The sequence below is a fragment of the Nitrincola tibetensis genome (assembly GCF_003284585.1).
Classification (GTDB): Bacteria; Pseudomonadota; Gammaproteobacteria; order Pseudomonadales; family Balneatricaceae; genus Nitrincola; species Nitrincola tibetensis.
In genome coordinates this window covers 58,628-79,002 of sequence record NZ_QKRX01000006.1, presented here as the reverse complement: position 1 = coordinate 79,002, position 20,375 = coordinate 58,628, and the positions used below count along the sequence as shown (strand labels likewise).

18 protein-coding genes are annotated in these 20,375 nt (G+C 46.3%); 13 read left to right on the top strand and 5 right to left on the bottom strand.

The window, feature by feature from the left end:
• The first annotated feature begins 1 nt into the window (after position 1).
• Together gyrB and DN062_RS09525 are read left to right on the top strand one after the other, a co-directional pair.
• The gene (gene gyrB / locus DN062_RS09530) at positions 2-2,428 is read left to right on the top strand and encodes a DNA topoisomerase (ATP-hydrolyzing) subunit B (protein WP_112159107.1); all 2,427 of its coding nucleotides are present in this window, start codon (positions 2-4) and stop codon (positions 2,426-2,428) included.
• 282 nt (positions 2,429-2,710) lie between these two features.
• Positions 2,711-3,403 carry a P-loop NTPase family protein gene (locus DN062_RS09525; RefSeq protein ID WP_112159106.1) on the top strand — a complete coding sequence of 231 codons (693 nt, stop codon included), beginning with the start codon at positions 2,711-2,713 and terminating at the stop codon, positions 3,401-3,403.
• A 76-nt stretch (positions 3,404-3,479) separates the two neighbouring features.
• Here the strand turns inward: DN062_RS09525 and glyS are convergent, their stop codons facing one another.
• Both glyS and glyQ read right to left on the bottom strand, forming a co-directional pair.
• Positions 3,480-5,525: a glycine--tRNA ligase subunit beta gene (gene glyS / locus DN062_RS09520; protein WP_112159105.1), complete on the bottom strand. Its 2,046-nt coding sequence runs from the start codon at positions 5,523-5,525 to the stop codon at positions 3,480-3,482.
• Entirely contained in the window at positions 5,525-6,478 is a 954-nt protein-coding gene (gene glyQ / locus DN062_RS09515) for a glycine--tRNA ligase subunit alpha (protein ID WP_420811669.1), read from the bottom strand. Before glyQ ends, glyS begins: the two co-directional genes overlap by 1 nt.
• A gap of 150 nt (positions 6,479-6,628) precedes the next feature.
• Between glyQ and DN062_RS09510 the strand changes: the two genes are divergently transcribed.
• Positions 6,629-7,525: a lysophospholipid acyltransferase family protein gene (locus tag DN062_RS09510; RefSeq protein ID WP_112159103.1), complete on the top strand. Its 897-nt coding sequence runs from the start codon at positions 6,629-6,631 to the stop codon at positions 7,523-7,525.
• Between the two features lie 50 nt (positions 7,526-7,575).
• Here DN062_RS09510 and rsmB read toward each other — a convergent pair whose 3' ends face one another.
• From rsmB to def, 3 genes are read right to left on the bottom strand one after another with little or no spacing between them, the layout of a single operon-like run.
• Complete coding sequence (rsmB, locus tag DN062_RS09505) at positions 7,576-8,883, bottom strand: 16S rRNA (cytosine(967)-C(5))-methyltransferase RsmB (protein WP_164498075.1); 1,308 nt, start codon at positions 8,881-8,883, stop codon at positions 7,576-7,578.
• 1 nt (position 8,884) lies between these two features.
• Positions 8,885-9,832: a methionyl-tRNA formyltransferase gene (fmt, locus tag DN062_RS09500; protein WP_112159101.1), complete on the bottom strand. Its 948-nt coding sequence runs from the start codon at positions 9,830-9,832 to the stop codon at positions 8,885-8,887.
• Positions 9,833-10,351, bottom strand: a complete 519-nt coding sequence (gene def / locus DN062_RS09495; protein WP_112159100.1) for a peptide deformylase — start codon at positions 10,349-10,351, stop codon at positions 9,833-9,835.
• Between the two features lie 161 nt (positions 10,352-10,512).
• Here def and DN062_RS09490 point away from each other — a divergent pair, with 161 nt between their 5' ends.
• From DN062_RS09490 to DN062_RS09445, 10 genes are all read left to right on the top strand, one after another.
• Positions 10,513-11,544 (top strand): LysM peptidoglycan-binding domain-containing protein, encoded by a 1,032-nt coding sequence (locus DN062_RS09490; protein ID WP_112159099.1) that lies wholly within the window; start codon positions 10,513-10,515, stop codon positions 11,542-11,544.
• A 23-nt stretch (positions 11,545-11,567) separates the two neighbouring features.
• Entirely contained in the window at positions 11,568-12,686 is a 1,119-nt protein-coding gene (gene dprA / locus DN062_RS09485; protein ID WP_112159098.1) for a DNA-processing protein DprA, read from the top strand.
• A gap of 83 nt (positions 12,687-12,769) precedes the next feature.
• The gene (gene purE, locus DN062_RS09480) at positions 12,770-13,258 is read left to right on the top strand and encodes a 5-(carboxyamino)imidazole ribonucleotide mutase (protein ID WP_112159097.1); all 489 of its coding nucleotides are present in this window, start codon (positions 12,770-12,772) and stop codon (positions 13,256-13,258) included.
• Between the two features lie 21 nt (positions 13,259-13,279).
• Positions 13,280-14,404, top strand: a complete 1,125-nt coding sequence (locus DN062_RS09475; protein ID WP_112159096.1) for a 5-(carboxyamino)imidazole ribonucleotide synthase — start codon at positions 13,280-13,282, stop codon at positions 14,402-14,404.
• Between the two features lie 30 nt (positions 14,405-14,434).
• Positions 14,435-14,992 (top strand): L-threonylcarbamoyladenylate synthase type 1 TsaC, encoded by a 558-nt coding sequence (gene tsaC / locus DN062_RS09470; protein ID WP_205126699.1) that lies wholly within the window; start codon positions 14,435-14,437, stop codon positions 14,990-14,992.
• Between the two features lie 26 nt (positions 14,993-15,018).
• Positions 15,019-15,942, top strand: coding sequence for an oxygen-dependent coproporphyrinogen oxidase (gene hemF / locus DN062_RS09465; RefSeq protein WP_112159240.1), 924 nt, complete (start codon positions 15,019-15,021; stop codon positions 15,940-15,942).
• Positions 15,935-16,777 (top strand): shikimate dehydrogenase, encoded by an 843-nt coding sequence (gene aroE, locus DN062_RS09460; RefSeq protein WP_112159094.1) that lies wholly within the window; start codon positions 15,935-15,937, stop codon positions 16,775-16,777. The genes hemF and aroE overlap by 8 nt, the downstream gene beginning before the upstream one ends.
• A 75-nt stretch (positions 16,778-16,852) precedes the next feature.
• Positions 16,853-19,231 (top strand): Lon protease family protein, encoded by a 2,379-nt coding sequence (locus tag DN062_RS09455; protein ID WP_112159093.1) that lies wholly within the window; start codon positions 16,853-16,855, stop codon positions 19,229-19,231.
• 9 nt (positions 19,232-19,240) lie between these two features.
• Positions 19,241-19,612, top strand: coding sequence for a CidA/LrgA family protein (locus DN062_RS09450; protein WP_112159092.1), 372 nt, complete (start codon positions 19,241-19,243; stop codon positions 19,610-19,612).
• Entirely contained in the window at positions 19,606-20,325 is a 720-nt protein-coding gene (locus DN062_RS09445; RefSeq protein WP_112159091.1) for an LrgB family protein, read from the top strand. The genes DN062_RS09450 and DN062_RS09445 overlap by 7 nt, the downstream gene beginning before the upstream one ends.
• Positions 20,326-20,375: the final 50 nt, after the last annotated feature.

Here is a 20,375-nt window from a genome sequence, read left to right as displayed (position 1 = left end):
AATGAGTGGTGAAAACCATAATAGTTATGACTCAACTAGCATTAAAGTCCTTAAAGGGCTTGATGCGGTTAGAAAACGCCCGGGTATGTATATTGGTGATACCGATGACGGCAGCGGCCTTCATCATATGGTGTTTGAGTTAGTTGATAATGGTATTGACGAAGCACTGGCGGGTTACTGCTCTGAAGTGACGGTGATTATCCATCCGGATGAAAGCGTCTCTGTTGCCGACAACGGTCGTGGTATTCCAACGGACATTCACGAAGGTGAAGGTGTTTCGGCCGCTGAAGTTATCATGACCGTTTTACATGCAGGCGGTAAGTTTGACGACAACACCTACAAAGTCTCAGGTGGTCTGCATGGTGTGGGTGTATCCGTCGTGAACGCCCTCTCTAGCGAACTTAAACTATCCATTCGCCGTGATGGTAAAGTGCATGAACAGATCTACCATCACGGTGTGCCGCAGCAGCCTTTGCGAATCGTGGGAGAAACTGATTCCACAGGAACCATTGTTCGCTTTAAGCCATCAGAAGAAACCTTTAACAATATCCATTTCCAGTTTGATATTTTGGCAAAGCGTTTGCGTGAACTGTCATTCTTGAATTCGGGTGTTCGTATCCGTTTAAAGGATGAGCGTGCGGGTCGTGAAGAAATCTTCGAATACGAAGGTGGACTGGCATCCTTTGTTGCGTATCTCAATCAGAAGAAAACCACGGTTAACTCTGTGTTCCATTTCAATGCCATGCATGAAAATGGTGTTGGCGTTGAAGTGGCGATGCAATGGAATGATGGCTTTCAAGAAAGCATTCATTGCTTTGCAAACAACATTCCTCAGCGTGATGGCGGGACTCACCTGTCTGGTTTTAGAGCATCCCTGACGCGCTGTTTGAACAACTACATTGAGTCTGAACAGCTTAATAAGAACGGTAAAGTCGCGACCACGGGTGATGATAGCCGTGAAGGCTTGAATGCCATCATTTCAGTTAAAGTGCCAGATCCGAAGTTCTCTTCACAAACCAAAGATAAGCTGGTTTCATCTGAGGTGAAGACGGCGGTTGAGCAGCTGATGGCGCAGCATTTATCTGACTACCTGTTGGAAAGTCCATCAGATGCCAAAGCAATCGTTTCTAAAATGATTGATGCTGCACGTGCTCGTGAAGCCGCTCGTAAGGCGCGCGAAATGACTCGTCGTAAAGGTGCGTTGGATATTGCAGGTTTACCTGGTAAGTTGGCTGACTGCCAAGAAAAAGATCCCGCCTTGTCTGAACTTTACTTGGTGGAGGGTGATTCGGCAGGTGGCTCTGCTAAGCAAGGCCGTGATCGCCGCACACAAGCCATTTTGCCACTCAAGGGTAAAATCTTGAATGTTGAAAAGGCGCGTTTTGATAAGATGCTGACCTCAACCGAAGTCGGTACCTTAATCACCGCTTTAGGTTGCGGTATTGGTCGTGAAGAGTTTAACGCTGATAAATTGCGCTACCACAGCATTATCATCATGACGGATGCTGACGTCGATGGTTCGCATATTCGGACACTTCTATTAACCTTCTTCTTCAGACAAATGCCGACAATCATTGAGCGTGGCCATATTTATATCGCTCAGCCGCCTTTGTATAAAGTAAAGAAAGGCAAGCAAGAGCAGTATTTAAAAGATGAAGCGGCATTAGAGCAATACCTTCTCCAAGGTGCTCTAGATGGCACGTCCTTATTCCCAAGTGCTGAGGCTCCTCCAATTCTCGGTGCTGCACTAGAGTCTTTGATCTCGCGCTATCGTCATGTTGAATCTCTGATTGCGCGTATCAGTCGTGTGTATCCAAGTTCAGTCTTGTCGCAGCTATTGTATTTGCCACAGTTGAGTGTTGATTCACTTGCTTCACGTGAAGCAGTCCAGGAATGGGTTGACACCCTATCGACCTACTTAATGGACTTTGTGAGCTCCAGCTCTGCATGGTACGGTTGTTCCGTGATTGAAGATCGTGAGCACAGTCAGTTCATTCCACAAGTGATCTTGACGCAGCATGGTGTGGATACGCGTTATACCTTCGATCAGGATTTTTTCAGATCGAGAGATTATAAAGCGATTGCCGAGTTAGGTGCTGAAATGCAAGCCTTGTTGGAAGAAGGCGCTTACTTGCAACGTGGTGATCGTAAATATCCATTAAGAAATCTCGGCGACGGTATTAAGTGGCTATTAGAAATTTCTCGTAAAGGAAACTCGATTCAGCGTTACAAGGGACTGGGTGAAATGAACCCAGACCAGCTATGGGAAACCACCATGGATCCTGATGCAAGACGCATGCTCCAGGTTACCATTGATGATGCGATTGCTGCTGATCAGCTATTCGCAACACTGATGGGCGATGATGTAGAGCCACGCAGAGCGTTTATTGAACACAATGCGCTGAATGTTTCTAACTTGGATGTTTAAACCGATTTAGTTTATACAGACACATCATTATTTTTGATGTGTCTGTATCTTTACCTGATACACTACCAGAGCTATCCTTTTCACCCTTCACCCTTCACCCTTCACCCTTCACCCTTCACCCTTCATATTGCTTCGATCATAAGAGCTTTATTCTAGCTCTAGCTCAGATGCCGATAATTAATTCTGCAATCCTTGTCATTTCTTTGTACACTAAACTTCATATACTAATAATATTATGAAGCCTGCCCCATTAATGAATTTAGGTTCCTCTAGGAGATTGTTATGCGTCGTGTTCATTTTGTTGGCGGAGAAAAAGGCGGAGTTGGTAAGTCAGTTTTGTCTCGCCTGTTGTCGCAGTATTTTTTAGATAACTCCACACCCTTTGTAGGTATGGATGCCGATCAGTCTCATGCAACCCTAACGCGGTCTTATGGCCAATCAACGCGACGTATTGTCCTCGATGATTTTGAAGGTGCTGATCAGATCATAGAGACAGTTGTTCAAAATGATGTAGATGTATTAATCGACTTGCCTGCTCAAAGTGAACGCTTTCTTGATCTTTGGATGAACGAAAACGGTGTGGCTGAGCTGTGTCAAGAATTAGGTATTGAATTGCTTGTTTGGTACGTAGTAGATGATGGGCTGGATTCTTTGTCTCTATTGAAAGCGTTTAGTCAGCGCTATTCCAGTCAGTTAAAGTGCGTTGTAGTAAAGAATTTAGGCAGAGGTTCTGACTTTTCAAAGATTGATGCATTTCTAGCAAGTGATTTAGCGGATGTTCAATCTATTGAACTGCCCTGCTTGCACGCACCGACTATGCGTAAAATTGAACACTCCTCTTTCAGTTTTTGGGGTGCAGCCAATATTAAAGAAGGTGAAAACCATCTTGGTATTATGGAGCGTCAACGTGTTAAGGTTTGGTTGAAAAAGGCCTATGCCGCATTAGGTTTAGTGCTAGGATCCGACCGTAAATAAAATGGATTAATATGCTTCACGTGAAGCAAAAAAACCGTATCGAGTGATACGGTTTTTTTGTGGAGCAGATGGCGAGTTACAGCAAAGAAATGTCCGCAACACCCAAGAACAGCTTGCGTAGCTTGGATAAGAGTGCAAGACGATTCAATCGAAGCGCTTCATCATCTGACATCACCATTACATCATCAAAGAACTGATTGATGGGGTCGTTCAGCTTTGCTAAATGCTGCATGGCTTCTGTGTAGGCACCAGTGGCAAACAAGTGAGTTATTTCAGATTCAATTTCAGAAATTTGATTGTAGAGAGCCTGCTCCGCTGGTTCTACTAGCAAACTCTCGTTAACCTCAGCGTCGCTTATGCCCTGCTTAGATAAAATATTCGATACGCGCTTATTGGCGGCAGCAAGATCCTTTGCCTCAGCGAGCTGAGTAAATGCCGCGACGGCCTGAATACGTTTGTCAAAGTCGAGTGGCTTTGTAGGCCGTAAAGCATGCACGGATAAGTAGATTTCAGCCGAAATGGATTGCTCGTCATACCAGGCTTTGAAACGATCAAGCATGAAATCCACCACACGCTGAGCCACGTCCGCTTGGCTAGGAAGTTGACCGTAATGACTTGCCGCTAGGTTGGTTAATTCAACCAGATCTAAGTCGAGCTGATGCTCAATGATGATTCTCAGAATGCCTAGTGATTGTCGACGTAACGCAAACGGATCTTTAGAGCCAGTGGGCGGTTGATTGATACCAAACAAGCCTGTTAGCGTATCTAAACGATCGGCTAAGGCTAAGGCAATGCCCGTTCTTGTTTGCGGCAGTTCGTCACCTGAGAAGCGTGGCATGTACTGCTCGTTCAATGCACTTGCAACCTCGGCAGGCTCTCCATCATGCAGTGCATAATGATAGCCCATGAGCCCTTGCAACTCGGTGAACTCAAAAACCATATCAGTCATTAAGTCACACTTCGATAACTGAGCAGCGCGCGCAGCAAACGCAGGATTGCCACCAATGCGTTCAGAAATAGCTGTGGCTAACTTCTCGATGCGCTGTGTCTTTTCAAAGACCGTGCCTAGGTCATGTTGGAAGACGATGGTTTTCAGCTTCTCGGTGCGAGAAATGAGTGGATGTTGCTTGTCTTGATTAAAGAAAAAAGCAGCATCGGCTAAGCGCGGGCGAATAACCTTTTCATTTCCAGAGATGATCTGAGCAGGATCTTTGGATTCAATATTGGCCAGCGTAATGAAGTACGGAAGCAGCTGGTTGTTTGTGTCAACCAAGTGGAAGTACTTCTGGTTGGCTTTCATCGATGAGATTAAGGCTTCAGATGGTACATCAAGAAAACGTTCCTCAAAGCGCCCTGTCAGGGCTACTGGCCACTCATTAAGTGCCGCCACCTCTTCCAGTAAGGCCGGATCAATAACAACCTTAGCGTTGAGTTTTTGGGCTTCAGCGAGAACCTGTTCCTTAATGTTCTGCATACGGCGATCAAAATCAACAATGACCTTGCCTGGGTTCAGCAATTTAGCTTCGTATTCAGCTGCAGACGTAAGCTCAATGGTTTCATTAAAGTGGAAGCGATGCCCCCGTGTTGTATTGCCAGAGGTTAAACCAAGAATTTCACAAGGAATGACCGTCTCTCCCATCAACATGACCAGCCAATGAACGGGCCTTACAAACTCAGTACGGCGTGCACCCCAGCGCATACGCTTTGGAATGGGCAGCGCGTTTAATGATTGGGCTACAATTTCAGGTAGCAGGTCTTGTGTTTGTTTTCCGGCTTCAGTGCCACGATAAACGTAGTAAGTACCCTTTCCAACTTCCATTGTTTCAAGTTCGGCAAGGCCAACCCCACAGGATCCGGCAAAGCCTTGCACTGCTTTTTCAGGTGCAGAAGTTGCAGGACCGCGTTTCTCAAAAACACGATCAGGCTGTTGGGTGCTTAAACCCGATACAATCACAGCTAAACGGCGAGGAGATGCATAGGCGCGTGCTGAATCATATTGAATTGCACTTTGCTTTAAACCACTTTCAATGCCTGCAAGAAACGCATTAGACAAGGTTTTAAGTGCTGTTGGTGGCAGTTCTTCTGTTCCTAGCTCAACCAGAAAATCTTGTTGATCAACCATTATTTAGACTCCTCATAAGCCGATAACACTTCTAGACGCAAGGCTTCAGGCGCCAAGGGGAAGCCTAATGCACGACGCTTTTCAAAGTACGCATGGGCAACATTTCGGGCAAGTGTACGCACTCTAAGAATAAAACGTTGACGTTCAGTCACTGAAATCGCATGGCGAGAATCGAGCAAGTTAAAAGTATGAGAAGCCTTTAGTACCATCTCGTACGCAGGTAAAGGAAGCGATGCTTCAAGTAACTTCAGGCACTCTTTTTCATAGTGATCGAAATTGAGGAAAAGCTGTGGGACATCTGCGTATTCAAAATTGTAAGTCGACATTTCAACTTCGTTTTGATGATACACATCACCGTAGGTAACAACGCTACCATCAGGCTGTTTTGCCCAAATCAGATCGTAGACACTGTCCACTTCCTGGAGGTACATGGCGATACGTTCTAAGCCGTAGGTTAACTCACCAGTGACAGGGTAACACTCTAACCCCCCCGCTTGCTGGAAATAGGTGAACTGAGTAACCTCCATGCCGTTTAACCAGATTTCCCAACCCAATCCCCATGCACCAAGCGTTGGAGATTCCCAGTTGTCCTCAACAAAGCGAATGTCATGAATGCCGGGATCTAAGCCTATGTGCATTAAAGACCCTAAAAAGAGATCTTGGAAGTTATCAGGTGAGGGTTTCATCACCACCTGAAACTGGTAGTAGTGTTGAAGTCTATTTGGGTTTTCACCATAGCGACCGTCCGTAGGGCGTCGGCTAGGTTGTACATAGGCTGAACGCCAATACTCAGGGCCAATGGCACGTAAAAAGGTAGCGGGATGGAAGGTTCCGGCCCCTACTTCAAGATCCAGAGGCTGCACCAGAACACAACCCTGGTCGCCCCAGTATTGCTGCAATGCGAGGATAAGCCCCTGAAATGTGCTAACGTCTGGAGTCGCCTTGTCAGTCACGAGAATCACCTTAGCTATTAATTGATCAAAATAAAGGCCAAATTATACATCAACATGAACCGCTAAGCGTCTATCTAAGGTCATTATCTTGGTTCAGTCGATCATTACGAAGAGGTATAATTTTGCTATGAAAAAATACAGGATTACGCCGTGAAGAAAATTAAGAGTGTTTTGGCCATCAGTTTTCTGGGATTAATGGCGCTTTTGCCTTTGTCTTGGGCTCAGTTCCTTGGTGCGCACCTGGGGCGTTATTTCTTTCGCAAAGGGGATAAAAACAAGTGGTGCCGATTTACGCAGAGTAATATTGCACACTGTTTTCCAGAGTTAAGTGAAGATGAGCGTAATGTCGCTGTGCAAGAAAGCCTCATTGAAACAGGCAAGTCTGTATCTGAAATGGGTATGTCCTGGCTATGGGCACCCAAACGAACCTTAAAGAAGGTTGTGAAGATTCACCACGAAGAGCTCATTACGAATGCGTTGTCTAAAAAAAAGGGGGTGATTTTAATTGCGCCGCATTTAGGCAATTGGGAAGTACTAAATTTATACCTATCTAATAAGTACAGCTTTACAGCCATGTATAAGCCACCTAAACAACCGGCCATGGATAAGCTGATTAAGCGGATGCGTGCACGACTTGGCTCGCGAATGGCACCTGCGAATGTACAGGGCGTTAGAATGGTGATGAAAGCGCTAAGGCGTGGAGAAATGGTGGGCATTTTACCGGATCAAGAGCCCGATCTAGAAAGCGGTATTTATGTTCCATTTTTCAATTCACCGGCCCTCACAATGAAGCTCTTACCTCAGTTGGCGGCGCAAACCGGTGCGAGTGTGATTTGTGGTTTTGCTAAGCGTTTACCTCATGCACAGGGCTTTGAGATTTATTTTTATGAGGGAGATCCTGAGATCAATCAAAAAGACTTGTCAGTTGCAGCTTCAGCAATGAATCGAACGGTTGAAAACTGTGTAAGACAGGCCCCTTGGCAGTATCAATGGGAATACAAGCGCTTTAGTTCACGACCTGAAGGGGAAGCGGATATTTACCAATAGTTTGAAAATTAAGACTGGCTCGGGACCTATTTCATCCCGAGCTCTAGTCATTACGCCTTTTTAATTAAACGCGCGTAGAAAAAACCATCATGGCTTGAAGTCTGCGGAAAGAGTTGTCTTCCATAGGGCCTTTCAATCCCCCACTCGGCTTTGATCGGATCGTGATGTGCATCGCTATGCAATTTGCAAAAACGCTCGATAATGCGCTCATTCTCTTGTGGAAAAACAGAACAGGTTGCGTAAACCAATACACCATCCACCTTAAGCACTTGCCAAAGATTTTCTAGAATATCTAACTGCAACTTAGCAAGGTGCAGGATATTTTCATTCTGCCTCAAAATCTTTATGTCGGGGTTACGTCGAATAACGCCTGTGCCACTGCAGGGTGTGTCCAGCAAAATGCGATCGAAAAGTTGCCCATCCCACCAGTCTTGGCTTGATGCATCACCTTGCAAAACCTGACAACGCGTTTGTAACCCTAAACGTTCTAAGTTTTGATAAATACGGCCTATTCGCCCTTCGTTAAGCTCCAGACCGATGACGTCTGATAATTCAGCCTCAGATTCGAGTAGATGACAGAGTTTGCCTCCGGGAGCCGCACAGGCATCTAAGACACGCTGTCCTGGCGCGAGTTCTAATAACGCAGATGCTAATTGGGCAGCTTCATCCTGAATGCTTAGATGCCCCTCGTCAAAGCCAGGGATTAGATGTACATCCATTGCTTCGTCAAGATAGATCGCATGCTCGCTAAAGTGTCCTGATTGGTAACCTATCGCTTGAGCTTGCGCCTGTGTCTCCCACTGGCCCACTGTTAACTTAAGTGCATTGATCCTTAGGCATAGCGGACCTTTAATGTCGTTATTATGCAGTAGGCTTTGCCAGTGATCCGGCCAGTTATGGCGCAGTTTTTCAATCATCCAAGTTGGATGGTTAAATGCATAGCTCTCATCTGTTTTTGCCAGTTTCTCTTCAATATCAACGCCTTCACGTTGATAGCGTCGTAGAATGGCATTAATCAATCCTTTGGCCCAAGGCTTACCCAATGCGCTGATCGCAGAGACGGTTTCACTGATCGCTGCGTGAGCAGGAATACGCATGTCACGAAGCTGGTACAACCCGAGCAAAATTAATGCAAGAACGTCTGTGTCTGTTTGGTCACAGGGTTGTTTTAACAGTCGCCCTGCCACGGCATAGAGTCGATAGTAATCGCGTGCGGTCCCGTAGCAAAGCTGTTGCAGCAGCGCTTTGTCTCTTTCAGAAATCGTCTCAAATTGATCAGAGAGCAAGGTCGTCAGTGAGCCCTGTTGCTGAATAAGGTGACTGATGACAATTGCCGCTGCTTCACGAACATTATTCAAGTTAATTAAATCTCTGCTGAAGTAGGAAAGGATGTTTGCCGTTTAATAAAGCGGAGACAGGTTGTGCTTTATGTCCGGGTAATTGGATGGTTTTAAGCGCAAGCGCTCCCTCACCGGTCGCAATGACTAACTGATCTTTCGTCATTGAAACTAGAGTACCAGGCTCGGCATCGCCTAGATTCATTTCTAGAGCCTGAGCATCCCATACACGAAGAATTTGTTCACCCATTACGCACCATGCCACGGGCCAAGGATTAAGCCCACGAACTTGCCGCGCTAAATAAACAGCCGATTGTGCCCAGTCTAGACGCCCCTCTTCCTTTTGCAGTTTTTCGGCGTAGCAAGCAAGCGTGTCATCTTGAACTTCACCTGCCAAAGGCCCTTCGGTCAGCGCATCCAGAGACTGAACCAAGGTCTCCGCACCGAGTGCGGCCAAGCGGTCATGCAAAGAATGGCTTGTATCCGTGTCATAGATGGGCGTTGTCGATTTACATAGCATATTGCCAGTATCTAGGCCGACATCCATTTGCATAATGGTAATCCCTGTTTCGTGATCGCCTGCTAATAAAGCCCTGTGAATAGGGGCTGCGCCGCGCCATCTGGGCAGAAGTGATGCATGCACATTGATGCAACCAAGCCGCGGCGTGTCTAGTACAACTTTGGGTAGAATAAGGCCATAGGCAACGACAATCATAAGATCGGCATTAAAGGCTGCCAATTCAGCTTGAGCACTCTCTGTTTTTAAAGAAAGAGGTTGTATTACTGGCAGGTTATGCTCAAGAGCTAATTGTTTAACAGGGCTTGCCGTTAACTTCCGTCCTCGACCTGCAGGCCGATCAGGTTGAGTGTAAACGGCCACAATTTCATGTGTTGTTTTCAGTAAAGCAGCCAAACTGGTTGCAGCAAAATCAGGAGTGCCTGCAAAAATAATACGCAAAGGAACTGTCATTCAGGCGTCATCCATTTGCTCTAGCTTATGTTTTTTTTCTAACTTAGAACGGATTCTGTTGCGCTTGAGGGTCGATAAATAATCAACAAAAAGTTTTCCGTTCAAGTGGTCAAGCTCATGCTGAATACAAACCGCCAACAGATCTTCAGCAATGAAGTTTTGCGGGTTGCCATCTCGATCCAATGAGGTTACTTCAATTTTATTTGGGCGTTTTACCGTTTCATAAAAACCAGGAACGGACAAGCAACCCTCTTGCATCTCTTCAAGTTCAGGTTCGATCACTTTAAAACTTGGGTTGATCAAGACTAAAGGTTCAGATTTGTCTTCGGAAATATCAATCACTACAATCTGTTTATGGATGTTGACTTGCGAAGCCGCTAAGCCAATACCAGGAGCGTCGTACATGGTTTCGAACATATCGTCTATAATCTGACGAACAGAATCATCGACTTGCTCTACAGGGGTTGCAATTGTCCTGAGCCGAGGGTCAGGGAATTCAAGAATTGTTAAGATAGCCATAGGTCTCAAACTTTCATAAAGTGTCTATAAATGTCGTCAGATAGGTGACGGCAATGCGTATAAGTCATATTATACTGAATACTCAATTGAATGCATTGTTATGATGCCTGCGTCACAGATAGAAAAGGTGTTCGAAGGTGTCTCATCATAGGGAACTGCAAATGAAACAACTGCTAATAGGATTACTGGCAGCTGCCTGTATTCTAACCGGTAATGCACAGGCTCAACGCAACGAAGCACCACTTCAGCTGAGAGAGGGACACCCAACGGAATACACCGTAGTGAGAGGCGATACACTATGGGGAATTTCGGGTCGATTTCTGGATCAGCCTTGGCAATGGCCTGAGATTTGGGGGGTGAATCCTCAAATACAAAATCCTCACTTGATATACCCTGGTGATACCGTGTACCTCACTTGGGTTGACGGTCGTCCAAGATTGGGACTCACCCCAGGCGTTCGTAAACTATCTCCCCAAATTCGTGAGTCAGCCTTAGATCAAGCAGTCCCCGCAATTCCGTTAAAGGATATTGTCAGTTTCCTGAATGATAACCGAGTGGCGGATGATGATGTTTTGTCTAGCGCACCCTATATTGTAGCGGGAGATAATCGTCGCATTGTGTCGGGTGCAGGTGATCGAGTGTATCTTCGTGGTGAGCTGTTGAGCGATGATGCACAGCAGATTCTCTACCGCCCATCTAAGGAATATATCGATCCTGTCACGGGTGAATTTTTAGGTTACGAGCTGTTCAAGGTTGCGGATGCTCGTATCACCGGAACCGAGAATGACATTACAACTCTGCGTTTATTAGGCACGACAGAAGAAGTTCGTGCAGGTTTCCGTTTGCTTCCATCTGAGACCACCCGCGTTCAATCTGTTTTTTACCCAAAACCTGCGCCTTATGATACCGATGGTTTGATTATCGATGTGCTTCAAGGGGTTAGTTATATCGGCCAGTTTGATGCCGTCGTTGTCAATTTAGGTGAGCGCGATGGTTTGGAATCAGGCCATGTCTTTAGTATTCGTCGTAAGGGCGAAGTGCTCAATGATCCAGTGACCAATGAAGTAATTCAGTTACCGTCCGAGCGTGCAGGCATTTTGATGATTTTTAAAGTGTACGATAAAGTCAGTTATGGCTTGGTGATGCGTGCAACGAATACTATTTCGATTGGTGATGAAATAACACGTCCATAAACGCTTAACCCTCAGAGGGAATTATGAAGATAGATCCAAGGGAATGGATCGCGTTGTTACTCGTACCCGGGCTTGGCCCAGGTACGCTTTCGCGACTTGTAGAGCTCGATGTCAATTTACGTGATCTTTTAGACGGAAATCTACCGGATGATATTCGATTACGTCCGGATACCACCATGTCCTTGCGCCAGAAGTCGGCGGGCTTTTGGTTAGACCAAGCCCAGCAAATACAGGACAAGGCGGAGCAGCATCAGATTGAATGTGTCTGTCTGGGCGCCGATGATTACCCTCCTCTGCTACAGAACCTTCCTGATCCACCCCCTGTACTCTGGTTTAAGGGTTGTAAAACTGCTCTTTATTTACCGCAGTTAGCTGTGGTCGGTAGCCGGAAACCAACTCAATCTGGCGCACGTCTTGCCTATCTTTTTTCTGCTGAACTGGCTAAATCAGGTTTTGCAATTACCAGTGGCTTAGCATTGGGTATTGATACTCAAGCACATAAGGGCTGCTTGTCTTCAAACGGTGTTACATTAGCGGTGATGGGTACAAGCCCTGAATTAATTTACCCTAAAAGCAATGCAGGCCTCGCTCGCGAAATTCTAGACAAAGGGGGATGTTTAATATCAGAGCTGATGCCAGGCTCTGCTCCTCTGAGCGCTCATTTCCCTCGTCGTAATCGAATTATCAGTGGGTTAAGCGTTGGATCACTCGTTGTAGAAGCTGCAACGCGCAGTGGGTCATTGATTACGGCACGACTTGCCATGGAACAGGGCCGAGAAGTCTTTGCTGTCCCTGGACCGATAAGTAATCCTATGAGCAAAGGTTGTCACGAGTTAATCCGTCAAGGGGCTACTTTGGTGGATTCAACACAGCACATCACTGAACATTTAGGGGCATTGTTGGGCTACTTAAATGAAGATCAACGTGCTAAACAACCTTCAAAGTTACCTCAAGTCAAACCCGAGTGGGAGCCAATCCTACGTACTCTCTCCTATGATCAGATGACGTTTGATGACTTGATGATGAAAACGAATATGCAGTATTCAGCTTTACAAAATGTCATAATGGAGTTGGTTTTAGCGGGCCGCGTGATACAGGATGGTGTCTATTTGATTCAGACGGATTCAGCAGGAATTACCTAGGTTTGACTTTTCCCAAATCGCTTTTAGCGGTATCCTGCTTGGCTTGTTTTACAGATTGAGAACTTATTAACAGGACTAAAACAATGCAACCAAAAGTGGGCGTAATAATGGGATCCAAGTCTGATTGGCCAACGATGGAACATGCCGTTGCGATGTTGGATCAGTTAGGTGTTGCGTATGAAACACGAGTTGTGTCTGCTCACAGAACACCCGATTTACTATTTGAATATGCTAAGTCTGCTGATGCTCGGGGTCTGCAAGTGATTATTGCCGGTGCCGGTGGTGCGGCGCATTTACCTGGAATGGTTGCTTCACAAACAGCTTTGCCTGTTTTAGGTGTGCCCGTTGAGTCAAAAGCCTTAAGTGGAATGGATTCGCTGTTATCGATCGTTCAAATGCCCGGCGGGATTCCTGTAGGGACTTTAGCGATTGGAAAAGCGGGTGCGACCAACGCAGGCATCATGGCTGCTCAAATAGTGGCGTTACAAGATCCCTTAGTCAAAGCTGCACTCGTTGCATTTCGCCAGCAGCAAACACAAACGGTTATAGATAATCCCGACCCTCGTGGTTAAGCGGTAAAGAGAGAGTTTTACATGAAAATCGGTATTCTTGGTGCAGGTCAATTGGGCCAGATGTTGGCGCTAGCAGGTTATCCTTTAGGTAATCGTTTTTCCTTTTTAGATACCAGTGCAAATGCAAGCGCTGACATAGGATGTTTGTTTACCCATAGTGAAGCTGACAGTGCTTTAGCCGATTTTTTGGCGCAGGTGGATTGTGTAACCTATGAGTTTGAGCACCTGCCCTTACCCTTAGTTAAATCGATTGCTGAGCAAAAACCCTTGTTTCCGAGTGTTAAGGCGCTGCAGGTCTGTCAAAACAGAGAGGCAGAGAAGGCCCTCTTTGATCAATTAAGTATACCTGTCGCTGACTATCGTCTTGTTAACTCAGCTGATGAGCTGGCTCAGGCGTGTCAGGAATTGATGACGGCAGGTGCACAAGCCGTCGTGGCCAAGTCAATAACAGAGGGATACGATGGTAAGGGACAAGCTGTTTTGAGACGTCCAGATGAGGCCGCTTCTGCTTGGCAACGTATTGGTCACTCTCGCTTAATCGTTGAAGCCTTTGTCGATTTTGTTCGGGAGGTTTCGATTATTGCCGTACGAGGACGCTCTGGCGATGTTGTATTCTATCCTGTTGCTGAAAATCATCATGTAGAGGGTATTTTGCGCTACTCCTTGGCACCTGTTCCAAATTTCAGCCAAGAGGCTCAAGTGCAGGCCGAAGCCTATATTCATGCATTACTTGATGAGCTTGAATATGTTGGCGTTTTAACCCTAGAACTTTTTCAGCAAGCGGATGGTTGTTTGCTTGCCAATGAAATGGCACCACGCGTACATAATTCTGGCCACTGGACTCAAAATGGCTCGATGACCAGTCAGTTTGAAAACCATTTACGTGCGGTCCAAGGTTTACCTCTGGGCTCGACACATGCTAAAGCACTCACCTGTATGATTAACATCATTGGTAAAAATGGTGACTATGAAGATATTCTTAAGCTAGAGGATACTCATCTGCATCTCTATGGTAAGAGTGAGCGTGCAGGTCGCAAACTCGGGCATATTAATCTAGTGGCAGGTAACATTGATGACTTGAAACGTAAAGTTGAACAAGTTGCTCAATTATTGCCGGATGCCCCTGCTCCTGAGTTCAGTTTTTAATCGCATTAGGTTCAACAGAGATTAGTCATTATGAAGCCGTGGCAGATTCAGAAAGCCTGTGAAGTGATGAGTCAAGGGGGGGTTGTTGCCTACCCGACTGAAGCCGTTTGGGGGTTAGGTTGTGATCCTTTTAATGAAGCGGCTGTTCAACGCCTCTTGGCGATTAAACACCGACCGGAGCATAAAGGATTAATTCTGGTTGCATCTTCGATTGAGCAAATTCGACCCTTACTGGATGGATTGTCATCGGCACAGCGTGCTGAACTGGATGCGACTTGGCCTGGACCTAATACATGGTTATTGCCAGATCCAAAGAACTTTATCCCGCGTTGGATTAAGGGGCAGCATTCATCAGTTGCTGTAAGAGTAAGTGGTCACTTACTTGTTAAGTCACTTTGTGACTATTGGGGAGGACCTGTTGTCTCAACGTCTGCAAATCGCTCAACGGCTCTTCCGGCAAGAAGTAAATTGAAAGTGATGACTTACTTCGGCTCTAATGTTGATTATATATTGAATGGTGCAACGGGTGGAGCAGACAAGCCAAGCACCATACGCTCAATTCTAGATTTTAAAGTTGTTAGAATGTAAGTGAATACTTACTACGGAGGATGTTTGTGTCTCAGCCCGATATAGCACGTGTAAAAGACTATCTCTTATCGCTTCAAGATCGTATTTGCCGAGAGCTCGAGATATTAGATGGCGTTAAATTCGCTGAGGATCAATGGGATCGAGAAGCGGGTGGTGGTGGACGGACACGCGTGCTGGCGAATGGGCAGATTATTGAAAAAGGTGGCGTCAATTTTTCTCATGTCTTTGGTGACAAGCTACCCGCCTCAGCAACTGCGCACCGCCCTGAGTTGGCGGGACGGAATTTTCAAGCGATGGGCGTCTCTTTAGTCATTCATCCACGTAACCCATTTGTACCCACCTCACATGCGAACGTGCGCTTTTTTATTGCTGAAAAAGAAGGTGAAGCGCCTGTGTGGTGGTTTGGCGGCGGTTTTGATCTCACGCCTTACTATGGGTTTGATGAAGATTGCATTCATTGGCATAAAACCGCAAAAGTCGCATGCGACCCTTTTGGCGAAGATATTTATCCAAAATTTAAAACCTGGTGCGATGAGTATTTTTACCTTCGGCACAGAGGTGAACCGCGTGGTGTTGGTGGACTGTTTTTTGATGACTTGAATGAGCCGGATTTTGAGACCAGCTTTTCTTTAATGTCTGCGATCGGTGATGCCTACCTAGAAGCCTACGTACCAATCGTCAAAAAACGTCATCACCTTCCCTACTCCGATGTTGAGCGAGACTTTCAACTTCATCGTCGAGGACGCTATGTTGAGTTCAACTTGGTATATGACCGAGGCACACTGTTTGGCTTACAGTCTGGAGGCCGGACAGAATCCATCCTGATGTCATTACCGCCCGAGGTTCGCTGGAGCTATGATTGGAAACCTGCGCATGATTCCGCAGAGGCAAATCTGTATGAACGTTATTTAGTTCCCCGAAACTGGGCTGAGGAGACAGCAAATGATTGATCAGTACGCAGTCTTTGGTAACCCAATTTCACACAGTAAGTCACCGATTATCCATAGCTTGTTCGCTGAGCAGTTGAAGCAACGCCTTGAGTACACAGCGAATTTGTCGGATGTGGATAGGTTTAAACAGGACATTCAGCATTTTTTTACTGAAGGTGGAAAAGGCACGAATGTAACACTTCCCTTCAAAGAAATGGCTTGGAAAATGGCCGAACACTTAAGTGAAGCGGCACAATTGGCCGGAGCTGCTAATACCCTTTGGATGCAAGACAACATCCTGCATGCGGACAACACCGATGGCGTAGGCTTAGTCAATGATTTGCTAAATAACTGTGGTGCAACATTAAAGGGACGTCATCTATTAGTACTAGGTGCCGGTGGTGCCGTTAGAGGCGTAATCAAGCCTTTGTTGGACAGCGGCTGTGCATCCATCGTTATCGCGAATCGAACCTTTGCAAAAGCAAAACATCTGGCTGACATGTTTAGTAAGTTGGCCGAGCCAGGTGTGATAGTTGCCGCATGTGAGTTTTCGGAGATATCTCCAACAAGTCATGTAGATATTGTCATTAATGGTACTTCTGCAAGTATCCAAGGCGAAGTACCACCTGTTCCAGAGGGTGTAGTGAGTGCTCACACACTCTGCTATGACATGATGTATTCCAACACGCAAACCCCCTTCTGTCGTTGGGCAAGGTCGCAAGGTGCTGAGCGCGTATTTGATGGGCTCGGAATGTTGGTTGAGCAAGCGGCAGAGTCCTTCTCAATTTGGAGAGGCGTTAAACCCGATACGGCTCCCGTTATTGAGTTGCTGCGGCAAAGTTTAAGCCATCAATAATATAACAGGGCTTGAATCAAACGCTTAATACAAGCTATAACCTTGTTATACAAGGTTGAGTACTGGATATTGATAATGTCAGAGACAATGCAAGCATTAAGCGTCGATCAGTTGTACAAGGTGTGTGATCACCAAGACCTTCCTTTTCGAACCACTGAAACGCTCGAGAATTTTAGTGGTTTTTTCGGTCAGGACCGCGCCATTGAAGCGATGGAGTTTGGCGTTAGCATGCGCCGACCAGGGTATAATCTGTTTGTGATGGGTAACCCTCATACGGGTCGCTTTTCGTTTGCGATTGAAAACCTTAAGAATTACGCCAAAAAAGAAAACTCAAAACCGAGCGACTGGTGTTATCTCAATAATTTATCGGATTCACGCTACCCTCTCATATTAGAGCTGCCCGCTGGAAAGGCGGCGCAACTGCGTAAAGATGTCGATACGCTTCTCGAAAGTATCTTAACGGACTTGCCTGCCGCATTTGAAAGCCCAGGCTATCAGCGCAGTAAGAGCCGAATTGAACGTGACTTTACGCGGCGTTATGACCAAGCGGTGGATTCGGTTGAACGTAAAGCGAGGGAGTTTAGTATTGCGGTGTACCGAGATGCGGGTAGCATAGGCTTTACACCTGTTTCAGAAGGCCAAGCCATGGATGAAGCTGGTTTTTCACAATTGCCAGAAGATGAGCGTGAAGCCTTTCAACGCAATATAGATTTTCTCGAAGAAGAGCTGAATGAAGCCTTGGCTGAACTTCCTAAATGGCGTCGTGAGGCGGCAGGTCAGATCAAAGCGCTTGATCGAGAAACGGCACAACGCTCATTAGCGCCTCTGTTTGCGGGCCTTAAAGAGCGCTATGTTCATCAAGCGAATGTTGTGAACTATTTGACGCACATTGAACGAGATTTGATTAAAAATGCGTCTGATATTGCGGGTGAAGGTGGGACCCTCGAAACACGCACGGACCAAATGCGTATTAATTTCTTTCAAGAAAATTATGGCATCAACTTAATGGTTGATAACCATAAAACCAAAGGTGCTCCGGTTATTTATGAAGCGCATCCTAGCTACGAGAACTTGTTTGGACGAGTTGAATACAATAGTGAAATGGGAGCGTTAGTGACCAATTATCAACTTATTCGCCCCGGTGCGTTGCATCGTGCCAATGGCGGTTATCTGCTTTTAGAAGCCGAAAAGTTGATCGAGCAGCCCTTTGTATACAGCGCGTTGAAGCGTGCACTTAAATCGCATGAAATACGCATTGAAAATCCGATCAACGAATACACAGGTGTCAGTACCATTACGCTGAACCCACAACCCATCAAGTTGAACGTGAAGGTGGTACTGGTGGGCGGACGTGATACCTATTACTTACTGCAAGAACTCGATCATGACTTTGAGAAGATGTTTCGTGTGGTGGTGGATTTTGATGAAGATGTTCGTCGAACACCTTCCAGCATTCGTAATTATGCGCGTTTAATGAAGACGCTTGCGACAGAGGAAGGCTTGGCCCCACTCAAACGTGAAGCCGTTGCGCGATTGGTTGAGCATAGCTCTCGCCTCGCCGAAGACCAGGAGATGCTGTCAGCGCACATCGGTGAATTAGTGGATTTATTGTGTGAAGCCGATTTTCGACGCAAGCAAAAAGGAGACGAACTCATTAATGCCCCGCATGTTGAAGCCGCGCTCCAAGCAAAAGAAAAGCGTACGGGTCGACTTTCAGAAAAAATTCTTGAAGGGATTCTAAATCGTACGGTTTTGATTGATACCGATGGGGAAAGCGTGGGTTGTGCGAATGGCCTTACTGTTCTACAAGTGGGGGATGTTGCGTTTGGTACGCCCGCTAGAATTACGGTGACGGTACATCCTGGCAGCAAGGGTATTATCGATATTGAGCGAGAAGTCACGCTGGGTCAGCCGATTCATTCGAAAGGCGTTCTGATTTTATCCGGTTATTTAGGACATAAATACGCACGACAGTTCCCCATCAGCCTGTCGGCGAGTATCGCTATGGAGCAATCGTATGGATATATCGATGGCGATAGTGCGTCGCTGGCCGAAATATGCACCTTAATTTCCGCTCTAACTGACATCCCGATCCGCCAGTCTTTTGCAACGACGGGTTCGATTAACCAATATGGTGAAGTACAGGCCATAGGAGGGGTGAATGAAAAAATTGAGGGCTTTTTCAAGCTTTGCCAAATGCGTGGCCTGACGGGCACTCAGTCTGTCATTATTCCGAAAGCAAATGTGCGTAACTTGATGTTAAAAAAAGAAGTCGTCAAAGCGGTTGCTGATGGAGACTTTGCTATTTATGCCGTTAGCAATGTTGATGAGTGCTTAGAGTTACTCATGGGACGTAAAGCGGGTCAGCTCAAGGCGGATGGTAGTTTTTCCCAACGAAGCATTAACGCCGAAGTGGTTAAACGCTTAAGAGAAGTTGCCAAGGCAAAAGCATGAGATTAACACGTGCAAGTCATTAAAGGATTTTTGATCCTATTATTGTTTTTGTTATCAGGCGATGTCTTAGTGACCCTGCTGAATCTTCCTATTTCAGCTGGGGTGGCTGGGATGCTGCTGATTACGCTTTGGTTCATGTTGCGTGGGCGCATGCAAGAAGATGTTGCCCTCGCCAGTCAGCCTCTGATTGCTGTGTTGGCGATGTTGATTATGCCGGGTGTTGTTGGTGTTTTCTTTGTGGCGGGGCGTTACGCAGATCAATGGTTGGCGTTTGTTGCGGCGTTAGTGGTCGGCACGTTTTTGAGCGTGTTGACGACCTTGATCCTGATGTCGCGCTTTACCCCCAAAGAGTCTGTAAAGGATAAGGATAGGTCATGTTAGACAGTCTACTAACCCTACCCAATCATCTTTTCGAAACGCCGATTGCGGCTATTGCGCTGACCTTGCTGGCTTTTTTTGCGGGTAACCAAGTGTTTCAATGGATAGGACGGCCCAGTTGGTGTCCGGGTATCTTAATCGCCGCGCTTATTGTTGTGTTAACGCTCGTCTTGTTATCCGTTAACTATGAAGTGTATCAACAAGGCGCCGCTTGGTTGGTGCTGCTCTTGGGGCCTGCGACCGTTGCACTTGGGATACCCCTTTATCAGCAAATGCATCATATTCGTGCCCTGTGGAAGCCTATTTTATTCACCCTGCCCCCAGCTGCTATATTGGCGGCTGTGTATTCTGTGCTGTTGGCATGGCTGGCGGGTGCGACGCCTGAAGTCATGGCGTCTCTGGCTCCTAAATCAGTGACAGCACCGATTGCCATCAGTATTACGGAGCAATTGGGCGGCTCAATCCCGGTTCTAATGGGAGGACTGTTGATTACAGGGGTGATGGCAACCTTTTGGGTATCCGTTTTGGTTAAAATTCTGAATATTCAGGATCACCGTGTAATTGGCTTTGCATTGGGCATTAATGGCCATGCCATTGGGACGGTTAGAGCCTTCGAGTTAAGCCCGACTGCTGGCGCGTTTTCATCCTTAGGAATGGGGCTTACGGCGGTGTTTACCGCGCTTTTTTTACCGATTGCATGGCGTTTGGTGTTTTAACCTGTGTCAGATTAGAAAGTGAGTTGATTCATCGTGGTTTTTGACAACGT

Excerpts from the sequence above, each read along its gene's own strand:
- gyrB (WP_112159107.1), top strand. The coding sequence starts at position 2 with ATGAGTGGTGAAAACCATAATAGTTATGACTCAACTAGCATTAAAGTC.
- DN062_RS09525 (WP_112159106.1), top strand. The coding sequence starts at position 2,711 with ATGCGTCGTGTTCATTTTGTTGGCGGAGAAAAAGGCGGAGTTGGTAAG.
- glyS (WP_112159105.1), bottom strand. The coding sequence starts at position 5,525 with ATGGTTGATCAACAAGATTTTCTGGTTGAGCTAGGAACAGAAGAACTG.
- fmt (WP_112159101.1), bottom strand. The coding sequence starts at position 9,832 with ATGACAGTTCCTTTGCGTATTATTTTTGCAGGCACTCCTGATTTTGCT.
- def (WP_112159100.1), bottom strand. The coding sequence starts at position 10,351 with ATGGCTATCTTAACAATTCTTGAATTCCCTGACCCTCGGCTCAGGACA.
- DN062_RS09490 (WP_112159099.1), top strand. The coding sequence starts at position 10,513 with ATGAAACAACTGCTAATAGGATTACTGGCAGCTGCCTGTATTCTAACC.
- dprA (WP_112159098.1), top strand. The coding sequence starts at position 11,568 with ATGAAGATAGATCCAAGGGAATGGATCGCGTTGTTACTCGTACCCGGG.
- purE (WP_112159097.1), top strand. The coding sequence starts at position 12,770 with ATGCAACCAAAAGTGGGCGTAATAATGGGATCCAAGTCTGATTGGCCA.
- DN062_RS09475 (WP_112159096.1), top strand. The coding sequence starts at position 13,280 with ATGAAAATCGGTATTCTTGGTGCAGGTCAATTGGGCCAGATGTTGGCG.
- tsaC (WP_205126699.1), top strand. The coding sequence starts at position 14,435 with ATGAAGCCGTGGCAGATTCAGAAAGCCTGTGAAGTGATGAGTCAAGGG.
- aroE (WP_112159094.1), top strand. The coding sequence starts at position 15,935 with ATGATTGATCAGTACGCAGTCTTTGGTAACCCAATTTCACACAGTAAG.
- DN062_RS09455 (WP_112159093.1), top strand. The coding sequence starts at position 16,853 with ATGTCAGAGACAATGCAAGCATTAAGCGTCGATCAGTTGTACAAGGTG.
- DN062_RS09445 (WP_112159091.1), top strand. The coding sequence starts at position 19,606 with ATGTTAGACAGTCTACTAACCCTACCCAATCATCTTTTCGAAACGCCG.